Source organism: Burkholderia sp. AW49-1, assembly GCF_053427845.1.
On sequence record NZ_JBSAXF010000006.1, the window covers coordinates 40,074 to 56,264 of the forward strand.

The following is a 16,191-nucleotide window of genomic DNA, read 5'->3' on the forward strand; positions in this document are numbered from 1 at the left end:
GCCGGCGGTCAGGCCGCCGCTTCGGTGCCCGCGCGCAGCCGGTACTTCAGCACCTTGCCGGCCGCGCTCGTCGGAAGTTGCTCGACGAACGTGAAGTGCCGTGGCACCTTGTAGTTCGCCATGTTGCTGCGCGCCCAGTCGTTCAGCGCGGTGGCGTCGGTGTGCGCGCCGGGACGCAGCACGACGTATGCATGCCCGACTTCGCCGAGCCGCGTATCGGGCACGCCGACCAGCGCCACCTGCGCGATCGCCGGGTGCGCGGCCAGCAGCCGCTCGATCTCCGCCGGATAGCAGTTGAAGCCGCCGACGATGAACATGTCCTTGATCCGGTCGGTGATCTTCAGGTTGCCGTTCGCGTCGACGCAGCCGAGATCGCCGGTATGCAGCCAGCCGTTCGCGTCGACGGTTTCGCGCGTCGCGTCCGGCTGGTTGAAATAGCCGCGCATCACGTTGTAGCCGCGCACCCAGATCTCGCCGGTCTCGTCCGGCCCAAGCGCCGCGCCGTCCTGCCCCGCGATGCGCAATTCGACGCCCGGCATCGGCCGGCCCGATGTAAAGGCGACCGTCTCCGCGTCGTCGCCATGACGGCACAGCGTCGCGAACCCGCACGATTCGGTCAGCCCGTAGCCGGTCAGCACGGTCTCGAAGCCGAGCTCGGCGCGCATCCGCTCGATCAGGCTCGGCGCGATCGCGGCCGCGCCCGTCACCGCGATCCGCAGCGACGACAGGTCGCGCGTCGCGCGATCGGGCGCATCGAGCAGCGCGTAATACAGCGTCGGCGGGCCGGGCAGCACCGACACCCGTTCGTCGGCGATGCGCCGCAAGACGTCGGCGGGCTGGAACACGAGATGCGGCAGCACGGTCGCGCCGCTCGACAGTGCGGCGAGCCAGCCCGCCTTGTAACCGAACGTATGGAAAAACGGATTGACGATCAGGTAGCGGTCGTCCTGGCACACGCCGGCGATCGTGGCCCATGCCTGTGCGGCCCGCAGGTTCTGGCCGTGCGCGGTCATCACGCCCTTCGGGCGGCCCGTCGTCCCGGACGTGAACATCAGGTCCATCACGGTATCCGGTGTCACCTGCGCCTCCCGCTCGCGCACCGCGGCGAGCGGCACCGCCGCGCCGCGCGCGAGGAACGCGTTCCAGGTTTCGTCGCGCGCGCCGGACGGCGGTTCGCCATCGAACACGACGACGCGTTCGAGCGTCGCGGGCCGGTGCGGCGCGAGCATCACCGGATAGGATTCGCCGAGGAAGGTGCCGCAGCAGAACAGCAGCCGCGCGCCGCCGTCGTGCAGGATGCCGCCCACCTCCATGCCCTTCATCCGCGTGTTGACCGGCACGAGAATCGCGCCGACGGTGTGGATCGCCAGCGCCGCGACGATCCATTGCGGCAGGTTCGGTGCCCATACGGCGATCCGGTCGCCCGCGTCGATGCCGCTCGCGAGCAGTGCGCGCGCCGCCTCGAGACGCGCCGCGTCGAGTTCCGCATAGGTCAACCGGCCGTGCTCCGACTCGATCGCCGGATGCGCGCCGTGGCGCGCGGCGGCCCGCGCGATCAGCGCGGGTGTGGTGAGGATTTCGTTGTCCATCGTCATAGGCATCGCAACAGGGTTGCCGCGCGCGCCGCCGGCGCGTCGCGGCTCAATCGGGGAACACCACGCGCAGCGCGTCGCTCGCGGGCCGCGCGCGGCAGGCGAGCGTCCAGCCGGCCGCGATCTCGTCGTCGTCGAGCACGTGGTTATCGTCGAGCGCCACCTCTCCGCATTCGACGCGGCACATGCACGCGCCGCACTGCCCCATCCGGCAGGAATTCGGCGCGGGCAGGCCGGCGCGCAGCATCGCGTCGAGCAGCGTCTCGCCGGGCGCGCTGTCGAACGCGAACGCCTCGCCGTCGAGCACCGTCTCGATCGCCGCGCCGTCGCCGGAGACGGCCGCGGCGGTCGTTGCGGACGATGCCGCCGGATCGCCCTGCGCCGGCGCATCGGGCAGCGACGCGAAGCGCTCGACATGCGCGCGCGCGCGCGGCAGCCCGAGGCCGAGCATCGCGGCGAGCGCGTTCTCCATGAACATCGCCGGCCCGCAGATGAACGTCTCCTGTTGGCTGAACGGCCGCGCGAGTTCCTCGAGATGCCGCTGCTGCGGCACGCCCTGCACGCTGTCGAGCCAGTGGATCACACGCAGGCGGCCCGGATGGCGGTGTGCGAGCTGCTGCAGTTCGTCACGGAAAATCACCGAACGCTCGTCGCGGTTCGCATAGATCAGCGTCAGCATCCCGCGGCCGTGCACGAGCGCCGATTTCAGGATCGACAGCACCGGCGTGATGCCGCTGCCGCCCGCGAACAGCAGCAGGTCGCCGTCGAGCGCGCGCGGCGTGAAGACGCCGGCAGGCGGCAGCACATCGAGCGCATCGCCCGCGCGAATGCGGTCGCACAGCCAGTTCGACGCGCGACCGTCGCGCACGCGCTTGACGGTGATCTTCGGTGCCACGTCGATGCCCGGCGCGCTCGACAGCGAGTAACAGCGTGCGACGGTCGCGTCGGCACACGGCACATTCAGCGTCAGGAACTGGCCGGGCCGGTATGCGAACGCATCGCGCAATGCGGCGGGCACGTCGAACACGAACGAGCATGCGTCGTCGCTTTCGGCGATGACGTCGGCAACGGTCAGCCGGTGAAAACGGGAATCGCTCATCGCCGGCTCCTCATGCCGCACCGGCCGCATGCCGGCCGGTTTCGCCCGCGCGGATCCGTGCCGGGTTCGACGCGAGCGCCGGCGCAATGCATGCGAACGCGTTCAGCACTTGCGTTGCCGCAGCGCCGATCAACGGCACAAGCGCTCGCATGATCGTTGTGTCCGCATCGTTTGCGATATTGCGGTTCAGTCTGCGTGTCATGAGTCGTCTCTTTCCGATGCGGTAAAGCATGCGGCCGTCACGCGGCCGCGCGGTTCGCGGGCGCACCAGGCGTCGTATATGCGCCGTCGAGGTAGACGAGCGGATCGACGTCGCCGCTCATCAACACTTCGCGGATTCGTCCGATGAACACCGTGTGCGTGCCGTATTCGAAACGGCCGTCCTGCTCGCACACGAGGCTCGCCTGCGAATCGTGCAGATACGGGACGCCGAGCGGCGACGTGCGCCACTCGCCCGTCGTGAAGCGCGCCTCGCCCTTCAGGCGGCCGCTGCAGTCGATCGCGATGCCTTCATGGCGTGCCGACAGCACGTTCACGCAGAACGGCGCGCCCGCGTCGAGCGGCGGATACAGCGACGCATTGCGGTTGATGCAGATCAGCAGCGACGGCGGATCGGTCGACAGCGAATCGACCGCCGTCGCGGACATCGAGTAGCGCCGGCCGTCGTGCGCGCTGCTGATGACCGTGACGGAGCGCGCGAGGCGGCGCATCGCCAGCAGCATGTCAGTGCGCAGCGGATGGGTAGTGAGATCGCTCATCATTGGACTCCGTCAAGTTCAGTCGTGGACGGCCGGTCTGACCGGCCGCCGGCGTCGGCCGCCTGCGCGGCCAGGTGGTCGGCGGCGATGAACCCGAAGGTCATCGCCGGACCGAGCGTCGAGCCCGCGCCGGGGTAGCTCGCGCCCATCACCGATGCACTGGTGTTGCCGATCGCGTACAGGCCATCGACCGGCGCACCGTCGGCGCGCAGCACGCGCGCGTGCGCGTCGGTGACGAGGCCGCCTTTCGTGCCGATGTCGCCCGCATCGATCCGCACCGCATAGAACGGCGCCTCGTCGACCGGGCCGAGACACGGATTCGGCTGGTTCCTCGGATCGCCGTAATACGTGTCGAACAGGTTGTCGCCCTTGCCGAACGCTTCGTCGATGCCGGTTGCCGCGTAACGCGCCATGTCGCGCAACGTGTCGTGCAGCCCGGCCGCATCGACGCCGATCCGCGCGGCGAGCGCATCGATCGTGTCGGCCTTCACGAGCACGTCTCGAAACGCGTCCGGAATGCGGGAATCGGGCATCATCGGCGCCGGCATGATCGGACCACACGGATACTTGCGGCGAAAGCGGGCGTCGAACACCATCCACGCCGGCACGCACGCGCCGGTGCGCGCATGGTCGCGATACATCGCCGGCACGAATTCGGAATACGGCGCGGCTTCGTTGACGAAGCGCTGGCCGAGGCCATTGACGATCACGCAGCCCGGCAGGTTGCGTTCGACGAACAGCGCGCGCTGCTTCTCCTCGCCCGCGACGCCGACCGTCGGCGCGCCCCATACGTGTTCCATCAGCGCGAGCGCGCCGCCGACCCGATGGCCTTCGGCGATCGCATCGCCGGTGTTGGCCGGCGGTGTCGCGCTCCATTGCATCTGCGTCGGTTGCGGCAGGTAGCGTTCGCGCATCGGCTGGTTGCGCTCGAAACCGCCCGCGCCGAGGATCACGCCGCGCCGCGCGACGATCGTCACCGGCTGCCCGAAGCGCTGCGCGCGCACGCCCGTCACGCGACCGTCGACGTCGAGCAGGTCGCGCATCGGCGTGTCGAGCCAGACGGGCACGTTGCGCTCGAGCAGCGCGCGGCGCAGCCCGCCGATCAACGCATTGCCGAGCGTCAGGCGCCGATCGCGCCGCGTGCGGCGACGCACGCCGACATCGAGCCAGTAGCGGCCGAATTGCGTGATAGCGAGCTTCATGAAGCCCGCCCCGCGCGAGAACAGCGTGTGCGCCTCCTTCGACGTCACGGCCACCCGGCCGCCGATCAGCGTACCGGGCGATGGCGGACGCAGCCGGTCGAGCTCGTCGCCGAGCAGCGCACCGTCGAACGGCAGCGGATCGAGCGCGCGATAACCCGGCATTGCGCCGGGCAGCTTCTGGAAATAGTCCGCGTACTTCGGCAGCGCCTGGTAGCGCACCGGCGTCTTGGTTTCGAGGTAACGCAACATCGCGGGCGCCTGGTCGAGATACGCGTCGAGCCGCTCGCGCGACGATGCGCCGGCCGTGCATGCGTCGAGATAGCGGCGCGCGGCCTCGCGCGTATCGGTCGCGCCGAGTTCCGCGAGGTGATGGTTGCACGGTATCCAGATGCCGCCGCCGGAGATTGCCGACGTGCCGCCGTACAGCGCCGTCTTCTCGATCACGACGACGGACAGCCCGCGGTCGGCCGCGCGGCATGCAGCGAGCAGCGCACCCGCGCCCGAGCCGACGACCACGACGTCGAACACGTATTGCTGCGCTTGCGTGTCGTTCATCGCGGCCTCGTCAGATGAAGTAGTCCGTGTTCTCGCGGCCGAGCATCACGGCACCGAGGTTCTGGCCGAAGCGGTCCACGTTGTTCGCGTAGTGCGCGCGGGCCGCGTGCAGGTCGAGGAAGCGGCGCACCAGCGGATTGCGGTGATAGATGCCGTTGCCGCCCGCATAGCGCAGCAGCGCGTTCGCGGCCTGCGCGCAGCGCTCGGCGACCTGCGCGGACTGGTAGCGAAAATGCACGCGGCGCTCGATCGACACGGCCGGGCCGCCCGTCACCGATGCCATCAGTTCTGTGAAATTGCGCTTGAGGAGCACCTTCATCTCGTCGATCGCGACGGCCGCGTTCGCGCACGCGTTCTGCGCGCCCGGATCGTCGGTCGTCTTCGCGCCGCTGTTGGCCGACACGCGTGTGGCCGCATAGCCGGTGAAATCGTCGAGCGCGCCCTGCAGCGCGCCGATGCACGACGTGCACACCGCGCGCACGAAGATCTGCGCGAACGGCAGCTTGAACAGCGGCGCGTCGTTGACGGCCAGGCCCGGGCTCGTGCCCATCATCCCGTCGAGCGCCTTGTGCGTGCGATACGCGGGCACGAACACGTCGTCGACGACGATGTCGTGGCTGCCGGTCGCGCGCAGGCCGAGCACGTCCCAGTCCTGCTGGATCCGGTAGTCGGATTTCGGCAGCAGGAACGTGCGGTATTCCGGCGGCTGGCCGGCAGCGGCTGCCGGCACCAGCGCACCGAGGAACACCCATTCGCACAGTTCGCTGCCGCTCGAGAACTTCCAGTGGCCGGACAGGCGGAAGCCGCCTTCGACCGGCGTCACGCGGCCGACCGGCATGTAGGTCGACGCGATCAGCGTCGCGGGATCCTTGCCCCATACGTCCTGCTGCGCGCGTTCGTCGAACAGCGCGAGCTGCCAGTTGTGCACGCCGACGACGCCGTACACCCATGCCGTCGACATGCAGCCGCGCGCGAGCGCCATCTGGATGTCGAAGAAGGTCTGCGGATCGAGCTCGTAGCCGCCGTAGCGCTTCGGCTGCAGCACCTTGAAGAAGCCGGCGGCCTGCATGTCGGCGATCGTCTCGGCCGGGATGCGGCCCTGCGCTTCCGCCTGCGCGGCGCGGCCGGCAAGCGTCGGCGCCAGCGCCTCGGCCCGGGCGATCAGGGTGGCGGCCAGTGCGTTCGAATCGTTGTCGCGGTGCACGAATGTCTCCTGTGATACGGGGCGCGCGCGGCGGCGCTCGTCCCGGTCTCTCTCTAAGTGGTTCGTCGCGGCCGGCGCCGCGAGCGAGGGCTCCTGCCGACGTTGCTCGGGCTCGCGCGGCCGCGCCGCATCGTCCGAAGGGACGACGGGCGCGGCGCGGTCCCACCCGCCTTACGCGCAGGCGCGCTCCTTCTCCTTGTTGAAGAACGGGATCACGTGCTCGCCGATGTTGCGGATCGTCTCCATCTGCGCGTCGTGCGGCACCGTGCCCATCTGGCAGAGGAACAGCACTTCGTCGACGCCCGCTTCCTGCAGGCGGCCCACGTAGCCGATGCAGTCGTCCACCGTGCCGTACGCGTGGTTCGGGTTCATCATCGCGAGGGCCGGATCGGCGAAGTTCACGACGACTTCCTCCGACGCGAATCGCGAACGAATCACCATTTCGCCGGTGTCGGCCTGCACGAGGTCGTCGCCCCACTTCGCCGGGTCCGGACGCTCGCCGCCCGTGTACCAGTACGCGAGCGATTCCATGAAGTAGCGCTGGCCGCGGATGCCGATCTTGCGGGCCTTCTGGCCGTCGGCCATCACGACCGTCGGGCACAGCGCCGCGAGGTGCTGGGTCGGGCGGAAGCCGACCTGGTCTTCCGGCTTGCGGTTCGCCCATGCCTCGCGATAGATGGCGTTCTTCTTCGCGACTTCGTCGGGGCCGCCGAAGCCGAGCACCAGCGCGCCCATCCCGCGCTGGCCGGCACGCAGCAGCGCGTCGGTGTTCGTACAGGCGAGGTACATCGGCGGATGCGGATCCTGGAACGGCTTCGGGTGGATCGGACGCTTCGGAATCTTGATGTACGTGCCGTCGTGCTCGATCTCGTCCTGCACGAACATCTTCGGCACCAGGTACATCGACTCGTCGATCATCGGCTGCAGTTCGTTGAGGTCGTAGCCGAACGCGCCCGCTTCCTGCTGGCTGCCGCCCTTGCCTACGCCGAAATGCACGCGGCCGCCCGACAGGATGTCGAGCAGCGCGACGCGCTCGGCGACCTTGATCGGATGGTTCATCGCCGGCGGCAGGCACACGACGCCGTGACCGAGGCCGATGCGTGTCGTGCGGCCGGCCAGGTACGCAAGGAAGGTTTCCGGCGCGCTCATGTGCGCATAGTTGGTCAGCGACGTGTGCTCCACGCACCAGATCGTGTCGAAGCCGACCTGCTCGGCCAGCAGCGCCTGCTCGACCGTCTCCTTGAACACCCGGTGGTCGCCCTCGCGCGATGCGTCGGTGGTCTGGGCTTCGTAGATGAGGGAAAACTTCATTGCGTGCGTCTCCATGTATGTTGGACGAGTCGGGGTCGTGCAGCCGCCCGCACGATACGGACGAATAGCGACGGTCCACGGATGGGAGTGTCGGCGCGCGGGCCCGCACGGGCATCGTCTGTTTGGAGTAACGGCATGCATGCGGGGACAGAGGGGTTTCACCGTCATCCGAACAGACTGCGTTGCGGCCGGCACCGCGCGCTAGCATCGAACGACGGCCCGGTGCGGACCGTACACACTACGACGAGGGAGAGAGGGAATGAAGGTATCGATGCTGCTGTACCCGGTCGACGACATCGACAAGGCCTTGCCGCTGTTCGTCGACGGGCTCGGCCTGAACGTGAAGTTCCGCGACGGCGACCGCTATTGCGCGCTCGACGGCGGCCCGCTGACGATCGCGCTGGTGGCCGGCGACGAGCAGATCGTCGAACGCGCGGCGCTCACGCTGCGCGTGGACGAGGGCGACGACCTTTACGCGGCGATGGCGCGGGTCGTGAAGGCCGGCGCGTCGGTGCGCGTGCCGGTGCAGGCGGGGCCGCACGAATACCGCGCGGTGCTGGAGGACCGGAACGGCGCGCTGCTGGTCATTTCCCAGAAACGCGCCGCATGACGCGGCCACGCGTGGCGCGCATGCCACGCGATCCGGCCGGCGGGAACCCGGCCGGACGCCGCGGGAACGGTCGGTGTCGGGTAATGAACCGCCCGGGATCGAGCGTCCGGCGCCGTCATCGGCAGGTTCGATGACGGTCGATGCCCTCGAGCAGCTTCCCGATGGCCACCGGAATCGGTACCATCGAACGCTTGAAGACCGGCCGTGCGCCGGCGCGAGCCTGCCGGTCCGCGTCGCCCGTCACGTCGCCTCCGCGCCGGTCGCCGCACTTCCCGTTTCGTCATGTCCCGCGAACCCTCACACTCCGCGCTGCTGTGGATCGTCGCCGCCGCGTTCTTCATGCAGTCGCTCGACACGACGATCGTCAACACCGCGCTACCGTCGATCGCGCAAAGCCTGCACGCGTCGCCGCTCGCGATGCAGCCGGTCGTGGTCGTCTACACGCTGACGATGGCGATGCTCACGCCGGCGTCCGGCTGGCTCGCCGACCGGTTCGGCACGCGCCATGTGTTCTCGCTCGCCATCCTGGTGTTCTCGCTCGCGTCGATCGGCTGCGCGGCGTCGCACACGCTCGGCCAGCTCGTCGTCGGGCGCGCCGTGCAGGGCATCGGCGGCTCGATGCTGCTGCCGATCGGGCGGCTCGCGGTGTTGCGCCGCGTGCCGGGCGAACGGTACGTCGCGGCGATCGCGTTCGTGTCGATCGCCGCGCAGCTTGGCCCGATCGTCGGGCCGACGCTCGGCGGCTGGCTCACGCAGGCGATTTCCTGGCACTGGGTGTTCATCGTCAACGTGCCGGTCGGCATGGTCGGCTTCCTCGCGGTGCAGCGCTTCCTGCCGCACGATCAGGCGATGCAGCCGCCGCCGTTCGACTTCGTCGGCTGCGCGCTGCTGTCGGTCGCGATGATCGCGCTGTCGCTCGCGATCGATCCGCCGATACCCGCGCACCGCAGCGGCTGGGCCATCGGGCTCGCCGTGCTGGGCGTGGCGAGCGCGCTCGCGTACCTGCCCCATGCGCGGCGCCGTGCGCAGCCGCTGTTCCGGCTCGGATTGTTCCGCGAGCCGAACTTCGGTGCGGGGCTGCTCGGCAACCTGCTGTGCCGGATCGGCACGAGCGCCGTGCCGTTCATGCTGCCGCTGCTGATGCAGGTGCAGCTCGGCTATACGCCGCTGCGGTCGGGGATGATGATGCTGCCGGCCGCGATTGCCGGCGTGATCGCGAAGCGCTGGATCGCGCCGCTCGCGAAACGCTTCGGCTATGCGACGTTCCTGGTCGTGAACACGGGGATCGTCGGCTGCGCGATCGCGGGGTTCGCGCTGGTCTCGGCACGGCCCGCGCCGGCGCTGGAGATTGCGTTGCTGATCGTGTTCGGCGCCGCGAACTCGATGCAGTTCGCCGCGATGAACGCCGTGACGCTGAAGGGCCTGTCGCACGCCGACGCCGGCAGCGGCAACAGCCTGTTCACGATGATGCAGATGCTGGCGATGGGGCTCGGCGTGTCGATCGGCGGCGGCCTCGTGAACCTGTTCGCCGCGCATTGGGGCTCGATGGCGAACGGCTTCATGCTGTCGTTCGTCTGCATGGGCTCGGTCACGCTGCTGTCGTCCGTCGTGTTCCGACGGATCGATGCCGCCGCGCCGCCGAGGCCGGTCGCGCCGCGCCCGTCCGCGTAAACGGCACCGCGGGCGGGCGCGTTCGTCAGTTCCCCTGGCGGCGCTCGACGACCCGCTTGAGCACCCAGCGGATCGACGAACCGTCGGCCGGCGGCTGCGCGACGCGGTATTCGTCGACTTCCAGCACATATTGATAGCCGGGCTGGTACGCAAAGCCCTCGATACCGGCGTACCACACGCTCCACGGCTCCGCCGGGCTGCTGCGCACCTGCAGGCAGTCCATCGGCGCGACGCCCGTGCAGCGCGCCGCCTGCGGCGCGACATACACGGTCCGGGTCACGGGCCGGCCGTCGGCCGGGCGGACCGCGCGCGCGTCCGTCGCGGCCGCGTCGGTCTGGCATCCGGCGAGCAGCATGCTGCCTGCGATCATGGCCGCGCCGAGCAGCGTTCTGGTCTTGCGAATCATCGGGTGTTCCTCGGGAAGCGTTGGCGGGCCGATTAGACGAACGGCGTTTCGGGAAAGTTCACGAATTGCTTACAACGGCGTGCCGCCACCCTCATTCGTGCGATGTCGCGCGTGCGCCGGCGCGCTACCGTATTCCGGTGCAGGCCGCTGCGCGCCGCCGCCGGCGGTCCGGATACGCCCGTGCACGCACCCGCACGCCCGGCGCACCGCGACCCGGCGGCGGCAACAGGAGACACCCCCGATGACCACGGCGCCCCCGGCCCTTCCCCCGAGCGTTGCCCGATCGAGCCTGACGCTCGAGCAGTTCGATACGCTGCTCGCGACCATCTACGAAGGCCCGCTGGAGGACGTGCCATGGGGCGGCGCCCTCGAACGGATCCGCGCGCACCTGGACGCGAACTACGTGACGATGATCCTGCGCTGGCCGGCCAGCGGCCACACGGGGCTGATGATCAATGCGTCCGGGCAGGGCGCGCCGCTGCCGGGCGTCGCCTCGTACAACAACTACTATTACGCGCTCGATCCGTTCGTGAACCTGCCGAGCGATCGAGTCGTCACCGTCGACGAGCTGCTCGGCGTCGGCGTGTGGCGCGGCAGCGCGATGTATCGCGAGTTTCTCGAGCCGTTCGACGTCGGCTACCTGATGGGCGCGGACCTGCGCACGCCCGCCGGGATCGAATGCCGGTTCCGCGTGTGCCGCTCGCATCATGGCCGCGCGTTCTCGGTGACCGACAAGACCGTCTGCAACGCGCTGCTGCCGCACCTGAAGCGCGCGGTGCGCCTGCATGCGAAGTTCGGGATGGTCGAATCGGAACGCATGCTGTACGCGAGCACGATCGACCGCATGCTCGTCGCGACCGCGATCCTCGACGAGCGCGGCACGATCATGAAGACCAACTCCGTCGCGGACGAGATCTTCGCGGAATGCGACGGCCTGCGCGTGCGCGGCGGCGCGCTCGAGGCCGCGTATCCGCTGGAGAACCGCAAGCTGCAGAAGCTGATCCGGCAGGTGCTCGCGGAGCGCGCGGGCGGCGCGCCGACGGTCGCGCAGGCGATCGCCGTGCCGCGTCCGTCCGGCAAGCCGCCGCTCGGCGTGCTGATCCGCACGATCCCGCTCAGCGAATGGTCGGAGGACAATCCGCGCCGGCCCGCGTGTGCGATCTTCATCCGCGATGGCGAACGCAAGTCGCAGGCGTCGCACGACATCGTGCGCAAGCTGTTCGACCTCACGCCGGCCGAGACCGCCCTGGCGCTCGCGCTCGTCAACGGATCGACGCTCGAGGAGGCAGCCGACGAGCTCGACATCAGCAAGAACACCGCGCGCTCGCATCTGAGCGCGATCTTTTCGAAGACGGGCGTCACGCGGCAGGCGACGCTCGTGCGGATGTTGCTGAACAGCGTGTTGTCGCTGGGGTGAGGTGGCCGTGCGCGTCCGCCACGCGCTTCGTCACCGGCCAGACAATCGCGATCGACGGCGGCTTCACCGCATGACGATCGTGTATTACCATCGGCGCTTCCTCGTACGCTTCGTCGCGCCGCGTGCGCCCGCCCGGTCATCGGCGAGCCGCGCCCCTCTTCGCATGACCTCACCCGTTCCGTCCGGCGTCGCGCTGCGGCCGCAACCGATCGATACGCTGACCGTGCCGGCCGCGCTCGACGGACGCGCGGGCACCAACCGATCGACCAGCGCGCATCCGCAGATCGCCGCGGCGCATGATCTCGACGCCGTACGCGCGTGGCTCGCACGCTTCGTCGATACGCCCACCACGTTCCAGAATTACCGCAAGGAAGCCGAACGGCTGCTGCTGTGGGCCGTGATCGCATGCGGCAAGCCGCTGTCGTCGCTCACGCACGAGGATCTCGTCGGCTACCGGCAGTTCCTGCTCGCACCCGCGCCGGCCGAACTCTGGTGCGCGAACGGCGGCCGCAAGCATCCGCGCGGCGACCCGCGCTGGCGGCCGTTCTACGGCCCGCTGTCGGCGGCCAGCCAGCGGCAGGCGATGGTGATCCTGAACGTGATGTTCTCGTGGCTCGTGCAGGCCGGCTATCTCGCCGGCAATCCGCTCGCGCTGTCCCGGCAGCGGCAACGACGGCCCGCGCCGCGCGTCACGCGCCATCTCGGGCCGCCGCTGTGGCAGGCGGTCAAGGATGCGATCGCCGCGATGCCGCGCGACGACGCGCGCGCCGCCCTCCATGCGGATCGCGCGCGCTGGGTGTTCACGCTGCTGTATCTCGGCGGGCTGCGCATCACCGAAGCAGCCGACACCACGATGGGACACTTCTTTGCACGGCGCGATGCGAACGGGCGCGACCGCTGGTGGCTCGACGTGACCGGCAAAGGCGGCCGGCAGCGGCTCGTGCCGGCCACCGCCGAGATGATGGCCGAGCTCGCGCGCTACCGGCGCGCGCATGGCCTGCCCGCGCAGCCGGCCGACGGCGAACCCACGCCGCTCGTGCTGCCGGCCAATCGCACGCGCAAGCCGCTCACGCGCGCGGCGCTGCACCGGATCGTGAAGCAGGTGTTCCGGTTCGCGGCCGATCGGTTGCGTGCGCAAGGGAATGGAGGCGAGGAACAGGCGCGCGTGCTCGAACAGGCATCCGCGCACTGGCTGCGCCACAGTGCGGGCTCGCACATGGCCGATGGCCGCGTCGACCTGCGGCTCGTGCGCGACAACCTCGGGCACGTGTCGCTGACGACGACGAGCCAGTATCTGCATGCGGACGACGACTGGCGGCACAGCGAAACCGAAGAGAAGCATCGGATCGGGTGGTGAGCGGCGCCGTGCGCGCGCTTCAATACACGGCCACCCAATGTCCGGGCACCCACGCCCAGTGGTTGCCGGCCCAGCGGTAATGGCCCTTCGCCCAGCGATAACCGGGCGCGGGCGGCGGCGGCGCCACCTCGACGACCGGCGCGGGCTGCGGCGGCCGCGCCGGTTCCACCACGCATGCGGACATCAGCACGGCACTCATCGTCGCCACCACGGCAAGCGATACGGATCGGATCTTCATCATCGATTCTCCCTGTTGTGTCATATGTCATCGGTTGGCGGATGCGGGCGCTCGCCTGCTGCGCGTCACGCGGTTCCGCGAACGAGGCCCGTCATCGGCCGCGTCGCGCCGCTTTGCGTGAACAGCGTGGCCGCGGTATGGCCGGGATCGAGCCGCAGGCTTTCGGCGGCCGCGCCCGCGATCAGCGCATCGAGCGACGCGGTCGGCTTCAGGTCGCGCCCTTCGTACAGGTCACCCGGCCGCAAGCCGGGCCAGTCGGCGATCACGCGCCCGCCCGCGACCGCCCCGCCCGCCAGCATCGCGACCGACGCCTGCCCGTGATCGGTGCCGCCCGTACCGTTCGCGGCGGCGGTGCGGCCGAACTCGGTCGCGACGAGCACCGTGGTCTGCTGCCACACGGGCCCGAGTCCGTCGCGCAATGCGGCGAGCATCGTGTCGAGTGCCTTCAGCTGATTCGCGAGCCGCGCGTTCTGCGCGCTGTGCGTGTCCCAGCCGCCCGTCTCGATCATCGCGATCCGCGGGCCGTCGTCGCGCGCGAGAAACGTCGCCGCAAGCTTGCCGACGCCCGCCGGATCCTGGCGCGCATGCGCATCGCCGGCGAGGCCCCGCGCGGCCATCGCCGACTGCCACAGCGGCCCGAGCTGCGCGTCGGCCTCGTAAAGCGCCGATACGCGCGCGAGCAGATCGTCCGGCGCGGCCGGCAAACCGGACGCCGCATACGACGCGGCCTGCACGCTGCCGCGCAACGCGAGCGGCACCGTCGGGGCGAACGCGATCGCGCGGTCGCGCGTCGCCGGCAACATCGCGGCGAGCCGGTTCAGCCAGCCGTCCCTCACCTGGTACGGCGCGCGCCCGCCCGTCTCCAGCACGTTCTGTCCGTCGAAATGCGAGCGGTCGCGATACGGCGACGCGATCGCGTGGACGAACAGCGCCTGCTTGTCGCGAAACATCTGCGCCGTCTGCACGAGCGACGGATGGAGCGCGAACGTGCCGTCGATGCGTGTCGCCGCTGCGGCGTCGATCGCCAGCGGGCCGCGCAGCGACGCATACGCCGGTTCCGCATACGGGACGACGATGTTCAGTCCGTCGGCGGCGCCGCGCTGGATCACGAATACGAAGCGCCGGTCGGTTTCGACGTTCGCGAACACGATGCGCGGCGCGACCAGGATCGCGCCCGCACCGGCCGCGGCGACGCTCAGGAAATGTCGACGGGTCAAGGATCGGGCCATGTTCATCTCCGTTGGAAATCGGGCGACACGAGCAGCAGCGCGAGCGACGTGGTCGCGCTTTCGGCACGCGACAGCGCGGTCGCCGTCGGCGCGCTCAGCGAGCCGGCCAGCAGCGTATTGCCGAGCGTGCGCGGGTCGAGCCGGTCGCCCGTGCGTGCAGCCAGCCGCTGCGCGATCTCGACGCGGCGCACCAGCGCGTCGGGCGCGGCCCAGCTCGCGGCAACGTCGTCGTAACCTGCCGGCGACCCGGGCCGCCATACCGGCTGGCCGAGCTGCGCGAGCAGCGGCGCGGCCTTCAGGTCGCCCGTGTCGCGCCAACCGAGCCCGCGCAGCGACGACACGGCCCACTCCCACGGCGTCTTGAACTTGCGATTGACCGGCGACCACGCATCGGGCGCATCGATCAGCGCGCGATAGACGGTCGGCAAGTCGCCGCCGCTCGTCTCGAATGCGCGGGCGAGCCGGTCGGTGAGCGCGGGCGGCGGATTGTCGGCGACGAAATGGCGGGCGAGCTGGAACGCGATATGCCGGCCCGTCGCCGGCGAACGTGCCAGGTCGGCCAGGATCGCGCGCGCCTGCGCTTCGCCATGCTGGTCGTACGTGCGTCCCATCACCGTGCGTGCGCCCGGTTCGTGCAGCTTCGGGCGGAACACGAAAGCGCCCGGCGCCGCATCGCCGGGCTGCGGCCCGCGTCCGCCCGCGATGCTCCAGCCGGTCAGCGCACGCGCGAATTCCGTCACGTCCGCCTGGGTGTAGCCGGTCCGTACGCCGAGCGTATGCAGTTCCATGATTTCGCGGGCGAGGTTCTCGTTGAGGCCGCGTCGCGCCGCCGGATTGCGAGCTTCGGCGCGCAGCGCGGCCGGGCTGTCGGGGCCGACCGAGCGCGCCTGGTCGAGGAACAGTTGCATCGCGGGATGCTGCTCGACGGCGACGAGCATGTCCTCGAAGCGGCCGAGCACGTGCGGGCGGATCGCATCGCGCTCGAATGCGCCCGCATACGCGGCCACCTGCCCCTTGTCGACCGACACCGCGAAATGGTTCGCCCAGAAATGCACCAGACGCTCGACGAACGGCGCGGGCGTGACGAGCGCGCCGTTCAGTCGTGCGGCGACCGCGCTGCGATATGCGTCGTAGCCGTCGCGGCGGATCGACTGCTCGGTCGCACGCCTGGCCGCCGCGTCGTCGCTCGTCATCGCGTTGCGGGTCGTCGCGAAGCGCGTGGCGAGCGTGACCGCGTCGGGTTCGCCGGCCCATGCGGCCGGCCCCAGGTCGTAACGCTCGAACTGGGCGACCAGCGCGGCCTTCGGATCGACAGGCGGCGCTTCGTCGGGGCGCGCGCCGAGACCGAAACGGTTCAGCGCGATGGCGGCCGGTGAGATGTCGTTCGGATGGTCCATGACGGGGGCTCTCGCGATGCGTACCCGTGTTTAACGGTCGCCAGCGGGAAATCCGTCGCGGGATGAGCGAAATATTTGGCTCTTCGTGGATTTGCGTGGTGGTCGCTTGTCGACCCGAATCGGCCCGATGAATAAGCCAAACGGA

15 protein-coding genes are annotated in these 16,191 nt (G+C 69.9%); 4 read left to right on the top strand and 11 right to left on the bottom strand.

The window, feature by feature from the left end; translation table 11 throughout:
- Window positions 1-8 precede the first annotated feature (8 nt).
- From ACV22W_RS11895 to ACV22W_RS11925, 7 genes are all read right to left on the bottom strand, one after another.
- Entirely contained in the window at window positions 9-1,595 is a 1,587-nt protein-coding gene (locus ACV22W_RS11895; RefSeq protein ID WP_448019358.1) for a FadD3 family acyl-CoA ligase, read from the bottom strand.
- 46 nt (window positions 1,596-1,641) lie between these two features.
- A complete protein-coding gene (locus ACV22W_RS11900; protein ID WP_448019360.1) occupies window positions 1,642-2,691 on the bottom strand; it encodes a 2Fe-2S iron-sulfur cluster-binding protein in 1,050 nt (349 codons plus the stop codon).
- Window positions 2,692-2,701: 10 nt separating this feature from the next.
- Complete coding sequence (locus tag ACV22W_RS11905) at window positions 2,702-2,842, bottom strand: hypothetical protein (protein WP_448019362.1); 141 nt, start codon at window positions 2,840-2,842, stop codon at window positions 2,702-2,704.
- A gap of 88 nt (window positions 2,843-2,930) precedes the next feature.
- Window positions 2,931-3,449, bottom strand: a complete 519-nt coding sequence (locus tag ACV22W_RS11910) for a flavin reductase family protein (RefSeq protein WP_059451250.1) — start codon at window positions 3,447-3,449, stop codon at window positions 2,931-2,933.
- Window positions 3,449-5,206 carry an FAD-dependent oxidoreductase gene (locus ACV22W_RS11915; RefSeq protein WP_448019363.1) on the bottom strand — a complete coding sequence of 586 codons (1,758 nt, stop codon included), beginning with the start codon at window positions 5,204-5,206 and terminating at the stop codon, window positions 3,449-3,451. Before ACV22W_RS11915 ends, ACV22W_RS11910 begins: the two co-directional genes overlap by 1 nt.
- 10 nt (window positions 5,207-5,216) lie before the next feature.
- Complete coding sequence (locus ACV22W_RS11920; RefSeq protein WP_448019365.1) at window positions 5,217-6,410, bottom strand: acyl-CoA dehydrogenase family protein; 1,194 nt, start codon at window positions 6,408-6,410, stop codon at window positions 5,217-5,219.
- A gap of 171 nt (window positions 6,411-6,581) precedes the next feature.
- On the bottom strand, window positions 6,582-7,721 hold the full coding sequence (locus ACV22W_RS11925) for an LLM class flavin-dependent oxidoreductase (RefSeq protein ID WP_059537661.1): 1,140 nt from the start codon (window positions 7,719-7,721) through the stop codon (window positions 6,582-6,584).
- A 259-nt stretch (window positions 7,722-7,980) separates the two neighbouring features.
- Between ACV22W_RS11925 and ACV22W_RS11930 the strand changes: the two genes are divergently transcribed.
- Both ACV22W_RS11930 and ACV22W_RS11935 read left to right on the top strand, forming a co-directional pair.
- On the top strand, window positions 7,981-8,331 hold the full coding sequence (locus ACV22W_RS11930) for a VOC family protein (protein WP_448019366.1): 351 nt from the start codon (window positions 7,981-7,983) through the stop codon (window positions 8,329-8,331).
- A gap of 282 nt (window positions 8,332-8,613) precedes the next feature.
- A complete protein-coding gene (locus tag ACV22W_RS11935) occupies window positions 8,614-10,002 on the top strand; it encodes a DHA2 family efflux MFS transporter permease subunit (RefSeq protein WP_448019368.1) in 1,389 nt (462 codons plus the stop codon).
- Between the two features lie 25 nt (window positions 10,003-10,027).
- Here ACV22W_RS11935 and ACV22W_RS11940 read toward each other — a convergent pair whose 3' ends face one another.
- Window positions 10,028-10,408: a DUF4377 domain-containing protein gene (locus ACV22W_RS11940; RefSeq protein ID WP_448019369.1), complete on the bottom strand. Its 381-nt coding sequence runs from the start codon at window positions 10,406-10,408 to the stop codon at window positions 10,028-10,030.
- Window positions 10,409-10,649: 241 nt separating this feature from the next.
- Here ACV22W_RS11940 and ACV22W_RS11945 point away from each other — a divergent pair, with 241 nt between their 5' ends.
- Window positions 10,650-11,825, top strand: a complete 1,176-nt coding sequence (locus ACV22W_RS11945) for a helix-turn-helix transcriptional regulator (RefSeq protein WP_448019371.1) — start codon at window positions 10,650-10,652, stop codon at window positions 11,823-11,825.
- A gap of 163 nt (window positions 11,826-11,988) precedes the next feature.
- Window positions 11,989-13,182, top strand: coding sequence for a tyrosine-type recombinase/integrase (locus ACV22W_RS11950; protein WP_448019373.1), 1,194 nt, complete (start codon window positions 11,989-11,991; stop codon window positions 13,180-13,182).
- Between the two features lie 19 nt (window positions 13,183-13,201).
- On the opposite strand, the gene ACV22W_RS11955 is transcribed toward ACV22W_RS11950, so the two are convergent.
- From ACV22W_RS11955 to ACV22W_RS11965, 3 genes are all read right to left on the bottom strand, one after another.
- A complete protein-coding gene (locus tag ACV22W_RS11955; protein WP_059537645.1) occupies window positions 13,202-13,420 on the bottom strand; it encodes a YXWGXW repeat-containing protein in 219 nt (72 codons plus the stop codon).
- A gap of 65 nt (window positions 13,421-13,485) precedes the next feature.
- Window positions 13,486-14,649 carry a DUF1501 domain-containing protein gene (locus ACV22W_RS11960; RefSeq protein WP_448019374.1) on the bottom strand — a complete coding sequence of 388 codons (1,164 nt, stop codon included), beginning with the start codon at window positions 14,647-14,649 and terminating at the stop codon, window positions 13,486-13,488.
- A 2-nt stretch (window positions 14,650-14,651) separates the two neighbouring features.
- Window positions 14,652-16,046 (bottom strand): DUF1800 domain-containing protein, encoded by a 1,395-nt coding sequence (locus ACV22W_RS11965; RefSeq protein WP_448019375.1) that lies wholly within the window; start codon window positions 16,044-16,046, stop codon window positions 14,652-14,654.
- Window positions 16,047-16,191: the final 145 nt, after the last annotated feature.